At 69.4% G+C, this 15,666-nt stretch carries 13 protein-coding genes; 5 read left to right on the top strand and 8 right to left on the bottom strand.

Going from position 1 to position 15,666, the window contains the following annotated elements:
• Positions 1-30 precede the first annotated feature (30 nt).
• The 3 genes from crtI (at position 31) to ACIBH2_RS22005 (ending at position 4,526) form a co-directional block, all read left to right on the top strand.
• The gene (crtI, locus tag ACIBH2_RS22015) at positions 31-1,611 is read left to right on the top strand and encodes a phytoene desaturase family protein (RefSeq protein ID WP_397120160.1); all 1,581 of its coding nucleotides are present in this window, start codon (positions 31-33) and stop codon (positions 1,609-1,611) included.
• 198 nt (positions 1,612-1,809) lie between these two features.
• Positions 1,810-3,357 (top strand): alpha-(1->6)-mannopyranosyltransferase A, encoded by a 1,548-nt coding sequence (locus ACIBH2_RS22010; protein ID WP_397120963.1) that lies wholly within the window; start codon positions 1,810-1,812, stop codon positions 3,355-3,357.
• On the top strand, positions 3,354-4,526 hold the full coding sequence (locus ACIBH2_RS22005) for a phytoene/squalene synthase family protein (RefSeq protein ID WP_397120158.1): 1,173 nt from the start codon (positions 3,354-3,356) through the stop codon (positions 4,524-4,526). The genes ACIBH2_RS22010 and ACIBH2_RS22005 overlap by 4 nt, the downstream gene beginning before the upstream one ends.
• A 708-nt stretch (positions 4,527-5,234) precedes the next feature.
• Here ACIBH2_RS22005 and ACIBH2_RS22000 read toward each other — a convergent pair.
• Positions 5,235-5,603, bottom strand: coding sequence for an Rv2175c family DNA-binding protein (locus tag ACIBH2_RS22000; RefSeq protein WP_397120156.1), 369 nt, complete (start codon positions 5,601-5,603; stop codon positions 5,235-5,237).
• A 107-nt stretch (positions 5,604-5,710) separates the two neighbouring features.
• On the opposite strand from ACIBH2_RS22000, the gene pknB reads away from it, so the two are divergent.
• Positions 5,711-7,711: a Stk1 family PASTA domain-containing Ser/Thr kinase gene (gene pknB / locus ACIBH2_RS21995; protein WP_397120961.1), complete on the top strand. Its 2,001-nt coding sequence runs from the start codon at positions 5,711-5,713 to the stop codon at positions 7,709-7,711.
• 63 nt (positions 7,712-7,774) lie between these two features.
• On the opposite strand, the gene ACIBH2_RS21990 is transcribed toward pknB, so the two are convergent.
• The gene (locus tag ACIBH2_RS21990; RefSeq protein ID WP_397120154.1) at positions 7,775-9,163 is read right to left on the bottom strand and encodes a class II 3-deoxy-7-phosphoheptulonate synthase; all 1,389 of its coding nucleotides are present in this window, start codon (positions 9,161-9,163) and stop codon (positions 7,775-7,777) included.
• A gap of 228 nt (positions 9,164-9,391) precedes the next feature.
• Here ACIBH2_RS21990 and ACIBH2_RS21985 point away from each other — a divergent pair, with 228 nt between their 5' ends.
• Positions 9,392-9,892 (top strand): polyadenylate-specific 3'-exoribonuclease AS, encoded by a 501-nt coding sequence (locus tag ACIBH2_RS21985; protein WP_397120959.1) that lies wholly within the window; start codon positions 9,392-9,394, stop codon positions 9,890-9,892.
• A 94-nt stretch (positions 9,893-9,986) separates the two neighbouring features.
• Here the strand turns inward: ACIBH2_RS21985 and ACIBH2_RS21980 are convergent, their stop codons facing one another.
• The 6 genes from ACIBH2_RS21980 to ACIBH2_RS21955 all read right to left on the bottom strand — a co-directional run bounded on the left by ACIBH2_RS21980 (position 9,987) and on the right by ACIBH2_RS21955 (position 15,660).
• Positions 9,987-10,712, bottom strand: a complete 726-nt coding sequence (locus ACIBH2_RS21980) for a lysophospholipid acyltransferase family protein (protein ID WP_397120152.1) — start codon at positions 10,710-10,712, stop codon at positions 9,987-9,989.
• 257 nt (positions 10,713-10,969) lie between these two features.
• The gene (locus ACIBH2_RS21975) at positions 10,970-11,974 is read right to left on the bottom strand and encodes an ROK family glucokinase (RefSeq protein ID WP_397120150.1); all 1,005 of its coding nucleotides are present in this window, start codon (positions 11,972-11,974) and stop codon (positions 10,970-10,972) included.
• Positions 11,971-13,089 (bottom strand): hypothetical protein, encoded by a 1,119-nt coding sequence (locus tag ACIBH2_RS21970; RefSeq protein ID WP_397120148.1) that lies wholly within the window; start codon positions 13,087-13,089, stop codon positions 11,971-11,973. The genes ACIBH2_RS21975 and ACIBH2_RS21970 overlap by 4 nt, the downstream gene beginning before the upstream one ends.
• Positions 13,086-14,750 (bottom strand): ArsA-related P-loop ATPase, encoded by a 1,665-nt coding sequence (locus ACIBH2_RS21965; RefSeq protein WP_397120146.1) that lies wholly within the window; start codon positions 14,748-14,750, stop codon positions 13,086-13,088. The genes ACIBH2_RS21970 and ACIBH2_RS21965 overlap by 4 nt, the downstream gene beginning before the upstream one ends.
• A 29-nt stretch (positions 14,751-14,779) precedes the next feature.
• Positions 14,780-15,217 (bottom strand): SRPBCC family protein, encoded by a 438-nt coding sequence (locus tag ACIBH2_RS21960; protein WP_397120144.1) that lies wholly within the window; start codon positions 15,215-15,217, stop codon positions 14,780-14,782.
• Between the two features lie 56 nt (positions 15,218-15,273).
• Complete coding sequence (locus ACIBH2_RS21955; RefSeq protein WP_397120142.1) at positions 15,274-15,660, bottom strand: polyketide cyclase / dehydrase and lipid transport; 387 nt, start codon at positions 15,658-15,660, stop codon at positions 15,274-15,276.
• Positions 15,661-15,666: the final 6 nt, after the last annotated feature.

The following is a 15,666-nucleotide window of genomic DNA, read 5'->3' as shown; positions in this document are numbered from 1 at the left end:
GAAGTTGATCACTCTGGCGAAGCGGGTGGAATGAGAACTGTTGCGGGGCAGACCGATCGGGTCGTCGTGGTGGGTGCGGGGCTCGCGGGATTGGCGGCTGCGCTGCACTTGACGGGGGCCGGGCGGCAGGTGACGTTGGTGGAGCGCGCCGACCATGTCGGGGGCCGGGTGGGCTCGTACCGCGGCCCGGACTACGAGATCGACAATGGGGCGACCATTCTCACCCTGCCCGAGCTGGTGGACGAGGCGCTGGCCGCCGTGGGCCACAGTCGGGAATCGGTGGGGCTGCGGATACTCGAGATGGCTCCGGCGTATCAGGCGCGGTTCGCGGACGGCTCGGTGATCGGGGTGTACTCCGATCCGGAGCAGATGGCGGCCGAGGTCACGCGGGCGCGCGGCATTGGGGCCGGGGAGCGGTACCGGCGGCTGCGGGCGTGGCTGCATCGGGTGTACGACGCCGAATTCGGCACCTTCATGGACACCAACTTCGATTCGCCGCTGGATATGGTGCGCATTCCCGAGAAGCGGGTCGCGCTCGCCGAGCTGGTGCGGATCGGCGCGTTCGGGCGGCTCGGGCCGCGGGTGCGGCGAATCATCCGGGACGAGAAGCTGTCTCGACTGTTCAGCTTCCAGGCGCTGTTCGCGGGGATGGGTCCGGCGCAGGCGCTCGCGGTGTACGGCGCGATCCCCTACATGGACACCTGCCTCGGCGTGTACTACCCCGAGGGCGGTATGCGCGCCATCGCCGCCGCCATGGCCCGGGCCTTCACCGCGGCGGGCGGCACCCTCGCGCTGAACACCGAGGTCGGGGGCATCGACTACGCGGGTCGCCGTGCCACCGCCGTCCGCCTCACCGATGGCCGCATCCTCCCCTGCGACGCCGTCGTCCTCACCGCCGACCTCGGCTCCCTGGACCGCTTCGGCCTGCGCCGCCGCCGCTTCCTGCGCGCCTCCCCCTCGGCGGTGGTCGCGCACGGCACCATTCCCGCCGATATCGCCGCGACCTGGCCGGTGCGGGCGCATCACACCATCGAATTCGGTCACGAGTGGGATCGCACCTTCACCGAGATCGCCGCCCGCCCCGGCCGCGGCAAGCTCATGACCGACCCGTCGCTCCTGCTCACCCGCCCCGCGCTGACCGACCCGAGCCAGTTCATCGATCGGACTGGTGCGGGTGTGCGGGAACCCCTGTCCCTGCTGGCTCCCTGCCCCAATCTCGATGCCGCCCCGCTCGACTGGGCCCGGCTCGGCCCGGCCTATCTGCGCGAGCTCCTCGAAATCCTGGAAGCCCGTGGCTACCAAGGCATTTCCGAGCACTTCCGGGTGGACCACCTCGACACGCCGCGCACCTGGGCGGAGCGGGGCATGCTCGCGGGGACTCCATTCTCGGCGGCGCACCTGTTTCGCCAGACCGGACCGTTCCGCACCAGGAACCTGCCGCGCGGCCGCGACAATGTCGTCCTCGCAGGTTGCGGCACCACACCGGGGGTCGGAGTACCCACCGTGCTGCTGTCCGGAAAACTGGCCGCGGCGCGAATCACAGGTGATCTGCGACATGCCGAGAGCCATGGCGTTGCTACCCAGGCGGTAGCACCGTCGCGCACGCACTAGACTGACCCGCGTCCAGAACCGATGCGGGAAACCGACCGCCGACCTTTCCGGGGGGAACGACCAGATATGCCGACCCCCGATATGGATGCCGTCACGTCACCGGATGCCAGTACCGGCACCCGCACCGCCATTCCCGGCGGCGCGGTGAGCACTGCGGCCTACGAATCGGGAACCGCCGGGACGGAGCCGCCGAACCCCATGACGAACCGATGGGTTCGCTACGCGGACTTCGCGCGCAACCCGGAGGGCAAGGCGGCGCTGCTCGGCTTCTTCGGCGCCATCATGATCACCTTCGGCGGGTTCGGGGCGGGCAGTGTGCGCCGCAACGACCCGCTGCTCGAGGCGGCGCATCTGTCGTGGCTGCGATTCGGGCACGGGTACGCGCTCTCCACGCTGTTCGTGTGGATCGGCGTGCTCGCCATGATCACCGCGTGGGTGCGGTTGGGCCGCGTCACCATCGGGACGGTGCCCGGGCCCATGGTGACGCTCAACGAATTGCGCGCCATTGTCGGCATCTGGATCTTCCCGCTGCTGTTCGCGGTGCCCATGTTCAGCCGCGATGCCTATTCGTATCTCGCGCAGGGCGCGCTGTTGCGCGACGGGTTCAATCCCTACGAGGTCGGGCCGGTCGTGAATCCCGGTGTGCTGCTGGACAATGTCTCGGCGGTCTGGACCACCACGACCGCGCCGTACGGTCCGGCGTTCCTGCTGCTGGGCGACGGCATCACCCGAATCACCGGTGACAATGTGGTGGCGGGGACCATCGCGTTGCGGCTCGTCATGCTGCCCGGTCTGGCGCTCATGATGTGGGCGGTGCCGCATCTGACCAAACACCTCGGCGGTAAGCCGACCACCGCGCTGTGGCTGGCGGTGCTCAATCCGCTCGTGCTGATCCACCTCATCGGCGGCGTGCACAACGAGATGCTCATGGTCGGGCTGATGGCCGCGGCCATCGCGCTGGTGCTGGAGAAGCATCATGTGGCCGGGTTCGTGGTGTTGGCCATCGGTGTGGCGATCAAGGCGACGGCGGGTGTGGCGCTGCCATTCCTGGTGTGGATCTGGATGATTCACGAGCGCGAGCGCCGTCAGGAGCAGGGTGAGGGCGATCTGCCGCATCCCACGCTCATGTTCGCCAAGATCGCCGGGCTGGGGCTGTCGGTGTTCGCGGTGGTGTTCGCCGCCGCCTCGGCGCTGGCCGGGGTCGGAATCGGCTGGCTCACCGCGCTGTCGGGGTCGAAGAAGATCATCAACTGGCTCTCCGCGCCGACCGCCATGTCCTATGTCGTCTCCTGGGTGACGCCGTTCCGGGCCGAGGGGCAGGTGCTGGATATCCTGCGCAACCTCTGCGCGCTGGCGCTGGCGGCCATTCTGGTGTGGACGTGGTGGCGGTTCCGGCACAGTGAGCGCGAGGCGATTCTCGGCATCACCATCGCCTTCGTCGCCATCGTGATTCTCTCGCCCGCGGCGCTGCCCTGGTACTACTCGTGGCCGCTGGCGCTGGCGGCCGGATTCGCCCTGTCCACCAGGACATTGCAGATACTGGTGGGGATCTGTACCTGGCTGATGCTGGTATTCCAACCGGACGGGTCCATCGGTCTCTACAACTGGTGGCATGTCGCGGCCGCGACCTTCGTGGCGGTGGTGGCGGCGATCTCGCTGCGCACCGTGGACCCGCTGCGCCTCGGCGCGGAGCACTCGACCCGTCTCCCGGCCGTCACCACCCCCACGGTGACGCCGACCCCATGAGCGCGGGCGAGCTCGACCGCGCCTACCGGGACTGCCGCCGCATCGCCGCCGCCCACGGGCGCACCTACTTCCTGGCCACCCGACTATTGGAGCCGGGGCGGCGACCGGCCATCCACGCGCTGTACGCCTTCGCCCGCACGGTCGACGACATCGTCGATGCCGCGGACGCCCCCGAACGCGCGGAATTCAGTGCCGCGCAATTGGATCGGATCGAGCGGGAGTTGCGCGACCGACTGGCGCGCCGGACCTCTGCGGCGACGCCGAGCAGCCCGGCAGGAGAAACCGGTATCGATGAAGCCGATCGCCCGGTGCGCGACGCTGCCGACGACACCGCCCGCGCGGCGCGGCTCGGTGCCGACGACTCCGCTCACCGAGTGCGGTTCAATGCCGACAACGCCGCTCACCTAGTGCGGGTCGGTGCCGACGACGCCGCTCACCCAGTGCGGGTCGGTGCCGACGACACCACTCGCCCAGCGCGGGTCGGTTTCGACGACACCGACCGGGTCTTGCTGGCTGTCGCCGACACGGTCGCCCGGTATTCGATTGCCGCCGAACACTTCTGGGTCTTCCTCGACTCCATGCGCATGGACGTTCCCGGCAGCCCGCTCTTCCGTGCCAGCTATCCCGATATGGCCGCCCTGCGCGAGTACATGCGCGGCTCCGCGGCCGCCATCGGACTACAACTGCTCCCGATCCTGGGCACCGTCGGCCCCCGCGCCGAGGCCGAACCGGCGGCCGCCGCCCTCGGAGAAGCCTTCCAGCTCACCAACTTCCTGCGCGACGTGGCCGAGGACCTCGACCGCGGCCGCATCTACCTACCCGCCGACGAATTGGCAGCCTTCGGCGTCGACCCGGAACTCCTGCGCGACTGCCGCCGCCGAGGCCGCACCGACCCCCGCGTCCGCCGCGCCCTCGCCAACCTCATAGCCGCCAACCGCGCGCTATACCGCACGGCCACACCGGGAATCGACCTCCTACTCCCCCGCGTCCGCCCCGCCATCCGCACCGCCGCCACCCTCTACGCGGGCATCCTCGACGAAATAGAACACACCGACTACGAGATCTTCACCCACCGCGCCGTAGTCCCCCGCCACCGCCGATTCCGCGTCGCCGCAAAAGAATTCGCCACCGCCCACCCCTTCCGCCGACCGCACACCCAGAGCGCGTAGCCCTCGATCCCACTGGCGCGCACCGTCATCCACCCGCAAGCGCTTCGCCCCCGCGCACTCCAGCTCGGATCGCGGCCAGCCTCCGCGATAGAGTGCCGTGGCACAACGAATTGGGGGAATCATGACGATCCACATCCGCACCCCGACACGTCGGACATGTTCGTCATCGCCCTCACCGAAGTCCCACCCCTGGCCACCCTCATCCTCGCCTCCTGGCACATCACCGGCCACTGGATAGCCACCAAACCCCGCTGACCCCACCAGAACACGATCAGGTGGAGCTGAGGTCCCTCCCGCACCACGCGCGGGATCAGGAAACCAAGCCACCGATGCCGCGAAGACCGCCCCAACCCAACGCTGTGGGAATCGAGCGGGCGATGGCGACCCGCGACAAGATCAGGTGGCACTGATGGCGGATGCCTCTCGGGCGACGCCGCCACCACTTCCCCCTCGCGACAAAGGTGGGCGCGCGCACAGCCGTGGCGAGGCCGTCCGACGCCGGGGCCAGGGAATGGGGTCACGCGATGTCGCAGGCGCTCGCCAGCTGGTCTCGCCATCGATGCGGCAGGCGCTCGCCAGGTGGTGTCGCCGTCAAAGAAGCGTCGGCTCACTAGGGCGTCGAGGCCGGTCGGGCTCCTTTATCCATATTTCTTCTGTGTCCCCGATGCGTCAGCATCGGGGACACGAGACCCGAGAGTCGGTTGCCGCTCAGAACGGGTCGGCGGCGGCGCGGCGGAGGACCTCGCGGGCCAGAGGGCCGTGGAGGGCGTCGATGGGGCGGCCGGGGAGGGTGTCGTCCTCGGTGTAGATCCACTCGAGGATTTCCTCGTCGGTGTATTTCGCGTCGCGCATGACGGTGATCAGACCGGTCAGGTGTTTGGCGACGGCTCCGGTGGAGTCGAAGAAGTCCTTCGGGATACCGGCGACACCGTCGCGGCGGACCGCGATCAGTTGGTGGTCGCGCAGCATCTGATGGACCCGGGTCACCACCATGCCGAGCTGGTCGGCGACGTCGGGCAGCGTCAGCAGGGTTACCGACTCGGGGAGGACATCGTCGCTGCAAGGAAAGGCACTCACGGGGATAACGGTAGTCCCTGGCGGCGGCAACGTCGCATCACACCCCGACCCGACTACGATCGGTTGGGCCGCACTCCGACGGCCATGACGAACTGGAAGGGCAAGTGTTGATCGGCCAGATGCTGGAAGGGCGCTACCGCATCGATGCGCCGATCGCGCGCGGTGGTATGTCCATGGTGTTCCGGGGTGTCGACACCCGCCTGGACAGACCGGTCGCCATCAAGGTGATGGACCCCAAGTTCGCCGCCGATCCGCAATTCCTCACCCGCTTCGAACTCGAGGCGCGCGCGGTCGCCAAGCTCAAGCATCCGGCCCTGGTCGCGGTGTACGACCAGGGCGTGGACGGCGATCACCCCTTCCTCATCATGGAATTGGTGGAGGGCGGCACCCTGCGCGAACTGCTGCGCGAGCGCGGGCCCATGCCGCCGCACGCCGTGCGCGCCGTCATCGAACCGGTCATGCAGGCCATCGGCGTGGCGCACGCGGCCGGGCTGGTGCACCGCGATATCAAACCGGAGAACGTCCTGATCTCCGATTCCGGCGAGGTGAAGATCGCCGACTTCGGTCTGGTGCGCGCGGTGGCCGCCGCGAACATCACCTCCGCCAGCGTGATTCTGGGCACCGCCGCCTACCTCTCCCCCGAGCAGGTGACCAGCGGCACCGCCGACGCCCGCTCCGACGTCTATGCCGCGGGCGTGCTCATCTTCGAAATGCTCACCGGCCGAACCCCGTTCACCGGCGACAATTCGCTCTCCATCGCCTTGCAGCGGGTGGAGAACGACGTGCCCAGCCCCAGCGAGCTGATCACCGGCGTCCCACCGGAATTCGACGATCTCGTCGCGCACGCCACCGCCCGCGAACCCGGCCACCGCTTCGCCGACGGCGCGGAGATGGCCGCCGAGATCCGCCGGATCGCCCAGCAGCTGCAACTGCCCGCCTACCGGGTGCCCGCCCCCAAGGAGTCGGCCGAACACCTCAGCACCCGCTACCGGGTCGGCCCCACCCCCGCGCCACACGAGGCCCGGCAGCGCCCGGCACCCGCCCACGCCACGGAAATGACGACCCGACTACCCGCGGATCCGCCCACCACGCGCACCCCGCCGCCGTCGGCGCATCCGCCGCATCAGAACACCCGGGTCATGACGGCCGCGCGCGAGATCGCCCCGGACTACCCGCAGCCCGCGCCGATGCCGCACCGCGCACAGCACCCCGACTTCATCGAGGACCGCGGCAAATCCCGGCGCACCGTCATGGTCTGGCTCGGCATCGTGGTGGTGCTGGCGCTGCTGCTCGGCATCGGCGGCTGGTGGCTGGGAGTCGGCCGCTACGAAGCGGTTCCGGTGACCGCGGGCCTGGACAAGGATCGCGCGGTCGCCGCCGTCGAGGCCGCCGGATTCACCGCCGAGGTGCGCGACAAGGCCTCCGACACCATTCCGGTGGGCAATGTGGTCGGCACCGACCCGTCGGCCGGATCCAAGGCCACCAAGGGCTCCACGGTGGCGGTGCTCATCTCCAGCGGCAAGCCCACGGTGCCGAATATCCAAGCGGGACAAGACGTCAAGTCGGTGAACCAGGCCATCAGAGATGCCGGGCTCACCCCCGTGGACGCCGGGGAGGTCTCCAGTACCGCCGCCAAAGGCACTGTCGCCAAGGTGGATCCGGCTCCCGGCACGGTGTTGCCCATGGGCGCGAACGTGAAGGTCTACAAGAGCAAGGGCTCGGCCCCGGTCAAACTCCCCGACGTGCGCGGCAAGACCGAGGAGGAGGCCAGAACGGCCCTGGAGAACGCCGGAATCGCGGTGAGCGGCACCAGAACCGAGTTCGACGCCAAGATGAAGGCGGGCCAGGTGATCGGCACCGACCCGGCCATCGGCACCACGGTCGACTCCGGGGGCGGCGTGACGCTCATCGTCTCGAACGCGGTGGAGATACCCGGGGTGCTCGGCTCCAGCGTCGGCGATGCGAGAACCAAGCTCCAAGCGCTCGGCTTGGAGGTCTCGGTGAAACAGCTCGCCCCCAGTGATTCCTCGATCGTCATCTCGCAGAGCAGCGTCCCGGGCGCGAAAGTCGAGCCGGGAAGCACCATTACGTTGGTCGCCTTGCCCTGATACCCCTTTGAACGACCTGTGGCCCGTGCCGATCGGCACGGGCCACAGTCGTGAAAGCCGTTCTCAGCGCAGCATTTCCGCGACCAGGAAGGCCAGTTCGAGGGACTGCTGAGTGTTCAGACGCGGATCGCAGGCGGTCTCGTAGCGCCCCTGCAGATCCAGATCCGAGATGTCCTGCGCGCCACCGAGGCATTCGGTGACGTTCTCACCGGTGAGCTCGATGTGCAGGCCGCCCGGATGGGTGCCGAGCGCGTGGTGCACCTCGAAGAACCCCTGCACCTCGTCGACGATGCGGTCGAAGTGACGGGTCTTGTAGCCGGTGGACGCCTCGTGGGTGTTGCCGTGCATGGGGTCGCACTGCCAGATCACCTGGTGGCCGGTGGCCTGCACCTTCTCGATGATGGCGGGCAGCACATCGCGCACCTTGCCATTGCCCATGCGCGCGACCAGGGTGAGGCGGCCGGGCTCGTTGTTGGGGTCCAGGCGCTCCACGTACTCGACCGCCATCTCGGGCGTGGTGGTCGGGCCGATCTTGAGGCCGATCGGATTCCCCAGCAGCTCCGCGAAGGCGATGTGCGCGCCGTCGAGCTGACGGGTGCGCTCACCGATCCACAGGAAGTGCGCGGACAGGTCGTAGAGCACCGGCTCACCGGTGGTGGGGTGCTCGCTCAGGCGCAGCATGGCGCGCTCGTAGTCCAGCACGAGCGCTTCGTGGCTGGCGTAGAGGCGCGCGGTGGACAGGTTCGGGTCGTTGACGCGGCAGGCGTTCATGAAGGCCAGCGCGCGGTCGATCTCGGCGGCCATGGCCTCGTAGCGGGCACCGGCCGGGGACTGCGCCACGAATTCGCGGTTCCAGTCGTGCACCTTGTGCAGATCGGCCATGCCCGCGTTGGTGAGGGCGCGCACCAGGTTCATGGCGGCCGAGGCGTTGGCGTAGGCGCGGACCAGGCGCGAGGGATCGTGTTCGCGCAGCGCGGGATCGGCGACCAGGGAGTTGACCATATCGCCGCGGTAGGAGGTGAGGCCGAGCGCGTCGATATCGGCCGAGCGCGGCTTGGCGTACTGGCCCGCGATCCGCGCCACCTTGACCACGGGCAGGCTCGCGCCGTAGGTGAGCACGACGGCCATCTGCAGCAGTGTGCGGATATTGCCGCGGATGTGGGGCTCGGTGTTGTCGGCGAAGGTCTCCGCGCAGTCGCCGCCCTGCATGAGGAAGGCCTCACCGCGCGCCACCTCGGCCAGGCGTAGCTTGAGCTCCTCCACCTCGGCGGGCACGCAGATGGGCGGCACGCTCTCCAGGACGGTCCGCATCTTGGCGGCCAGTTCGGGGTCCCAGGAGGGCTGCTGCAGCGCCGGGCGCGCCAGTGCGTCATCGAGCCGTCGACGCAGCTCGGCGGGCAACGGGGGCAGTTCCGGCAAGCGATCGATCGGTACGTCGACGGTCCAGTTCACCCGTTCAGAATACGGACCCGCGATCGACGGGTGGACTACACCCAGGGTGGGAATCACCCACACCGGACAAAACAGTTCGGACCGGTCGCTCGCGGTTTCGACGGGTATGCCCGCCGAAACCGTCCCATGGGTCGGAACCTAGGGTGGATGGTTGGACGTCCCGACCGGGACGCGACGATTCGGGTCGGTGGCCGCCGCTACCGGCCGCGCACCGAGGAGCAGACCGACCTGCGGTACTTTTACGACTGCGAATTCATCGAGGACGGCGTCACCATCGACCTCGTCTCCATTGCCGTGGTCTGCGAGGATGGCCGCGAATTTTACGCGGTCTCAACAGAATTCGACGAATCCAAGGCCGGGCCGTTCGTCCGCAAGAATGTGCTGCCGAAGCTGCCGCCGCCCGCGTCGCCGCTGTGGCGCAGCCGGGAGCGCATTCGCGACGACCTGTACCGATTCCTGGTCCCCCGCACCGGCGTCGAGCCGGAGATGTGGGCGTGGGTGAGCGCCTACGACCATGTGGCGCTGTGCCAGCTGTGGGGTTCCATGGTGGATCTGCCGAACAATCTGCCGCGCTACACCAATGAGCTGCGCCAGCACTGGGATCAGCACGGCCGCCCGCCGCTGCCGCCGATTCCGCAGGACGCGCACGACGCGCTGGCCGATGCCCGGCACAATTTCGCCAAGTTCGAGGCGATCGAGGCGTATCGCCGCCGCCAGGCTTCGGCCTGAGCGGCACACCCCGATCCGCCGAGACGCGACACGGGCCCGAGAGACGGTGTCTCTCGGGCCCGTTCGGTAATTCGGGGGACGACGGTGTTTCGGCTCAGCCCGCCATGGTCTGCGGCATGCGGTCGGCGTCCGGGCGGGAGCCCGAGGGCACGCCCTTCTTCAGGCTGGCGGCGTAGACGTCGACGTACTCCTGGCCCGACATCCGCATGAGCTCGTACATGATCTCGTCGGTGACGGCGCGCTCGACGAAGCGATTGCCGCCCATGCCCTCGTAGCGGGAGAAGTCGATGGGCGCACCGAATTTCACGATGACCTTCTTCTTGCGCCAGCGGAACGGACCGGGTGGGCACACCTCGTCGGTGCCGATCAGCGCTACCGGGATCACCGGGATACCGGTCTCCAGGGCGAGGCGTGCCACTCCGGTCTTGCCTTTGTACAGACGGCCGTCCGGGGAGCGGGTGCCCTCCGGGTAGAGGCCGACGAGACGGCCCTCACCCAGCAGCTTGCGCGCGGTGTTGAGGGCGGATTCGGCGGCGTCGGCGCCGCTGCGGTCGATCGGGTACTGGCCGGTGCCGGAGAAGAAGAACTTCTGCAGACGGCCCTTGAGACCGGGGGTGGTGAAGTACTCGGCCTTGGCCAGGTACGTGATGCGCCGGGGGCTCATGAGCGGCGTGAACAGCCAGTCGGTGAACGACAGGTGGTTTCCGGCCAGAATGGCTGCGCCCTTCGCCGGGATGTTCTCCACGCCTTCGACCTCGGGCCGATTGATGAGGTGCATGAGCGGCCCCACCAATACGAACTTCAGCAGCCAGTAGAACATCGCGTCCTTTCCCCTGATTTTCTTGATCGGGACCGGCCTCGTCGCGGGCACCACCGTCAGATGATAGGGACTCTACCGCCGAGACCGTGACGTGACCAACCGTCGTCCACTACTCGAGCGAAATCTCTCATGAGATGAACAGCGGTTCCTCACGAATGCGGCGTTCCCGGTCACGCGGCGGTGAAACGGATGCCGAGTCGGGTTGACGTGATCGACTCGCCGACGCGCCCAACGGATTCGGCGAAAGGTGCTGGCGTTCAGCAGTTGCGGCGTCCGGCGGGGACGGCGTCCGGATTGGCGACCAGGGCGGCGCGGGCCAGTTCGGCCGCGCCGATCATGCCCGCGGCCTCGCCGAGTTGAGCGCTGCGAATGCGGGCCAGCGGGCGGTGTTTGGCGCCCGTGATGGATTGCGCGTAGTGCTCGCGGGCATCGTCGAGGAACAGCGGGGCCGAGGTGCTCACGCCGCCCGCGATGACGATGATGTCCGGGTCGAAGATATCGCTGACGGCGGCCAGGCCGAGGCCGAGCCAGCGGGCGAAATCGGCCATGACGGCGAGGGCCACCGGGTCGCCGTCCTGGGCGGCGCCCGCGACGCGGCGGCCGGTGAGCGAGCCCGGGTCGCGGAACTCCTCGCGGGCGAGAATGGTGGAGCGGCGCGGGTCGATGGCCAGGGCCTCGAGCGCGGTGTCCGCCAAAGCCGTTCCGCTGCAATACCGTTCCCAGCAGCCGCGTTTGCCGCAGGCGCAGGCGCGGCCGTTGGGCACCACCTGCACGTGGCCGAGTTCCGGTGCCACGCCGTAGCTTCCGCGGTAGAGCTGGCCGCCGACGAGCAGGGCGGCTCCTATACCGGTGCCGATGGCCACCAGCACCACATTGTGTCCGCCCGCCGCCGCGCCGAAGCGGTACTCGGCCCACATGGCGGAATTGGCGTCGTGCTCCAGGATCACCGGCAGCCCGAGCCGGTCGGTGAGCCGCTTGGCGACCGGCGCGTCCTCCCACGGCAGGTGCGGCGCGAACCGCACGGTGGCCCGGTCCTCGTCCACGAATCCGGCCACGGCCAGTCCGACCGCCCCGATCGGATGGCGTCCGCACAGTTCCCGCACCGCCCGCGCCAGCCCGTCTTCGAGGGCCTGCGCCGACTGCGGGGTCGGCGCGGTCACGGTATCGAGCACCTCACCGGACCCGTCGACCACGGAGGCGCGGATATTGGTACCGCCGACATCGACGCCGACGGTCAACGGCTGCCCGTTGCCGACGCTCATGTCGTAGGAGGCTTGATGGTCACGGAGATAGGAACATAGCCGCCGCGCGCCCCCGACGCACGCCCGGTCCCCGGCGCGCCGCGCCCCAACCCGCCGCGCCCAGCCGCCTCGGGCGGTGCGCCACGCCCAGTGCCCGCGGCACCCACGCCATGTCCGGCCGCCCGGTCGCCGCGTCCAGCGCCACCCTGCGGCCGCACCGAACCCGTGCTATCTGACGGCTGGGCGCTCCGTTCATACGCTCCGGCCGAAGGTCCCGCAACGCCGGACCGTCCCGCCTCGCCCGTCGGCGCGCCACCGCGTTCACCGAAAGTCCCGCGCCCCATGACGCTTCCCGGCTGTCCGGCCGCGCCCGCCGACGTCGGCCCTTCCTGGCCGAACGAGCGGTTGTGCCCGGCGGCGTCGCCGGGTTGCCCCGGCCCGCGGCCGACGGTCGGGTCCGCGCCGGAGGTGAACCAGTTGGCGCGGCTCGGGGTTGGGCCGGTGCCGCCGAACGGTTCCGGTCCGCCCGCGCGGGCTTGCGGGGCCTGGTCGGCACCCGATCCGGTGGGCGGGTGGCCCGAATCTCGGCTCGAGGAGCGGAGATTGGTGGCGACGTTGCTCCAGAAGGAGGTTTTGCCGGAAGGCGGCGGGGTGGTGGGCGACGAATCCGGGGCTGGCGCTTGGGGATTCGCCGGGTGGTCGGCTGTGGTGGTGTCCGCGCCGGTGGTGGCGGGTTCGTCGCCGGTGGTCGCGTCGTCTCCGGGCGGTGCGGGGTGGTGGTGCGAGCGCTGGTGGGCCGCAGCATATTCCGGGGAGTCCGGGTCGAGCTCCGGTGGAATGAGGGGGTCGACCGGGACGCCCGCCAGGGCTTCGCGCAGGACCGTGACTATCGAAGTGCCGTGCTCGGCGATGGCGGCCACCACGTCGTGGTGTTCACCGCGGAGCAGGGCCGCGGCGGCGCAGACGGGGCACCAACTGCAGCTGGACCATTCGGTGCGGCCGTCGGCGGCGGTTTTGCGCAGTACCGGTTCCACGCGTTCGAGGACGGCTTCGGCGAGCAGGCGCAGCTCGTCGACGAATTCGGCGAGGTTCTCCTCGCGGGGGCCGTGCGCGGCGCGCGGGTCGTGGTCGGTCATTTCGGCCATACCTGGGGGTCGGGTCGGAAGCGGACGATGAGGTGTTCGCCGTCTAGTTCGGCGCCATCGACCGTGCACCGCCGCAATACCGGGGCCAGGCGCAGGCGGCGCCGGACTCCGTCCGCTCCCACGATCAAATCGTCCTCCACTCGTCCCAGTCGCAGGGTCGACGCGTCGACCACGGGCAGGTGCATGCGCAGTGCGTACACCGAATGCACCCCCGCGCCGGACTCCAAACGCACCATGGGCTCACCGGTGACGACGGGCACGCCCGCTGCCTCTGAGCCCAGCATAGGGACCGGTTCGGTTCCTACCCACTCGCCACTCGCATCGACCCCGACGGACAAACCGGACAGCGCCGCGAGGCCAACCGGTTCCGGCCCGACATGCCCCACCACCACGACCGGAGTAGGAGCCATCCGCCGCCGCAACTCGGCCACCACCGCCATCTGCTCACCCCGCCGATCGAAGTACCACCGCACGGCCGGATGCATCGGAGCGCCGCCCGTGCTCGCGGGAGCACCGGACGGCAACGGAGCTGCGCCCATCGGTCGCCAGCCTCCTTCCGACGCGCCGGAGGAAGCCGAAGGCGTTGTGGGCGTGAACGATTCGCTCGGCCTCGCGGCAGAAGCCACTGCGGGACCGCTCGGCGCTCGATCGTCCCGCGCGGCCGAATTTCCGACCGAACCCGGGTCGACGTGCGGCGCGGGATAACCAACCTGGGTGGGCCTACCGGGAACATCCCGGGTGAGAAGGCCAGCCTGAGTCGGCGTCCCGCCAGCGTCCCGCGTGGGAAAGCCAACCGGATTCGGCGCGCCATCAACATCCCGCGTGGGAAAGCCACCTGGATTCGACGTCGCGGCGGTGTCCCGCGTAGGCGGGCCAGCCGGATTCGGCGCGCCGAGAACCTCCGGCGCGGGCATCGGCGGGAGGACCTTGTTCACCAGGACGGCGTCGAGCCGTAGGCCGAGCAGGGCCGCTGCGGAGCGCACGCGGGCCGATTCGGCTACCGCTACTCGTTCGGGGGCGGTGACGAGGCGCGCGCCTGTGCGGGTGCGGTCGGCGAAGAGGTCGCGTATGCCTGCGACCGCGCTGACTATTCGGTCGACCGTCGTTGCCAAGACCACTCGACGCAGGTCGGGGCCGATGGCCGAGAGGGTGCGGGAATGCGCGGGCCAGACGCGTTCGAGGTAGCCGAGCAGGGTGTCGGGGGCGGTGATGAGGCGCAGCATGTCGGCGGAGGGCGGGCAGTCGAGCACGATCACGTCCCAGTCGTCGTCCTCGGCGAATTGCGTGATCTCCAGCAGCGCGAGCAGTTCCTGCACGCCGGGCAGCCCGGTCAGCTCGGCGGGGTCCAGGGCGGCGAGGTCGATGCCGTGGTCGTGCCCGGCACCCGAGAGCATGCGCACCACTTCGCGGAATCGGTCCTCCAGCAGCGCCAGCGAATCCACCTCGATGACGTCGAGTCCGGGCGCGACCGTCACCACACCGGGCACCGTCCCGGGATCGTGCGCGAACCGGAAACCCAGTGCGTCCCCGAGGGAATGGGCCTGATCGAGGGAGGCGAGCAGCACCCGCTGTCCCGCGCGCGCGTAGGCCTGGGCGGTCGCGCACGCCAGCGTCGTCTTCCCCACCCCGCCTTTGCCGACGAACAGTTCCACCCGGGTGGAGGATGGGATCCTCCTCGCGGTCAGCCTTCGACCCGTTTCTTGAGTTCCTTCAACGCCGTATCGGTGATGACCTTCTCGGCCTTGCGTTTGAACATGCCGATCATCGGAATGTTCAGGTCGACGGTGAGTTCGTACACCACCTGGGTGCCGCCGTCGGGCAGGTCGATGAGTTCGTAGGTGCCGTCCTGGGCCTTCTGCAGGTCACCGGCGACGAGGGTCCAGCTGACGGCCTTGCCGTCGGGCCGCCACCGGTAGGCGAGGGTGTAGGTGTCCTTGACGACGCCCGCGTCCAGCACGAACCGTGCGGTCCGCGCCCGGCCGTCGGGGCCCTTCTCCAACACCTCGACCGCGCGCGCCGCCGAGACCCATTCGGGATAGGACTCCAGGTCGGCGATGACGGCCATCACCCGATCCGACGGGGCGTCGATGACGATCGACCTCTGCGTCCGGTCGGCCATATCGGGCAGCGATTCCTTTCCAGCGGCGACGGTGACAGCGCGAATATCGCGGAGGTTCAGCGGGCGGAGGGGGCGACACCGGCCGGGCGTCCCGCCTCGAGCCGCTCCTTGATCTCGAACGACATTCGCTTCCCGGCGACGCGGCGGGCGCGATTGGCGGCCGTCATCTCGCGGGCCGAGAAATTGGTGGTGCCCGGCGGTTCGGCGTGCATGAAGTAGTGCAGGATGACGCCGTCGAGCATCTCTTCCAGCCAGACTTCCATGGTGCCGGTGACCGGACCGCTGACGGTCCAGCGAATTCCCTTGTCCCCCCGGTCTTCTCGAACATCGAGGGACAGATCGGGCCACCAGCGACGCCAGCGGGCGCGATCGGCCAGCACCTGCGCCACGGCCGCTCCGGGCGCGGCGACGAAGGTCTGGTCGGCAACCTGGATACTGCTCACGTCGCT

Origin of the sequence: Nocardia sp. NPDC050406 (assembly GCF_044459025.1) — a bacterium.
In the GTDB taxonomy this organism is placed as follows: Bacteria; Actinomycetota; Actinomycetes; order Mycobacteriales; family Mycobacteriaceae; genus Nocardia.
Note: the sequence above shows the minus strand (reverse complement) of the source record. Positions and strands in the feature narration are given on the sequence as shown.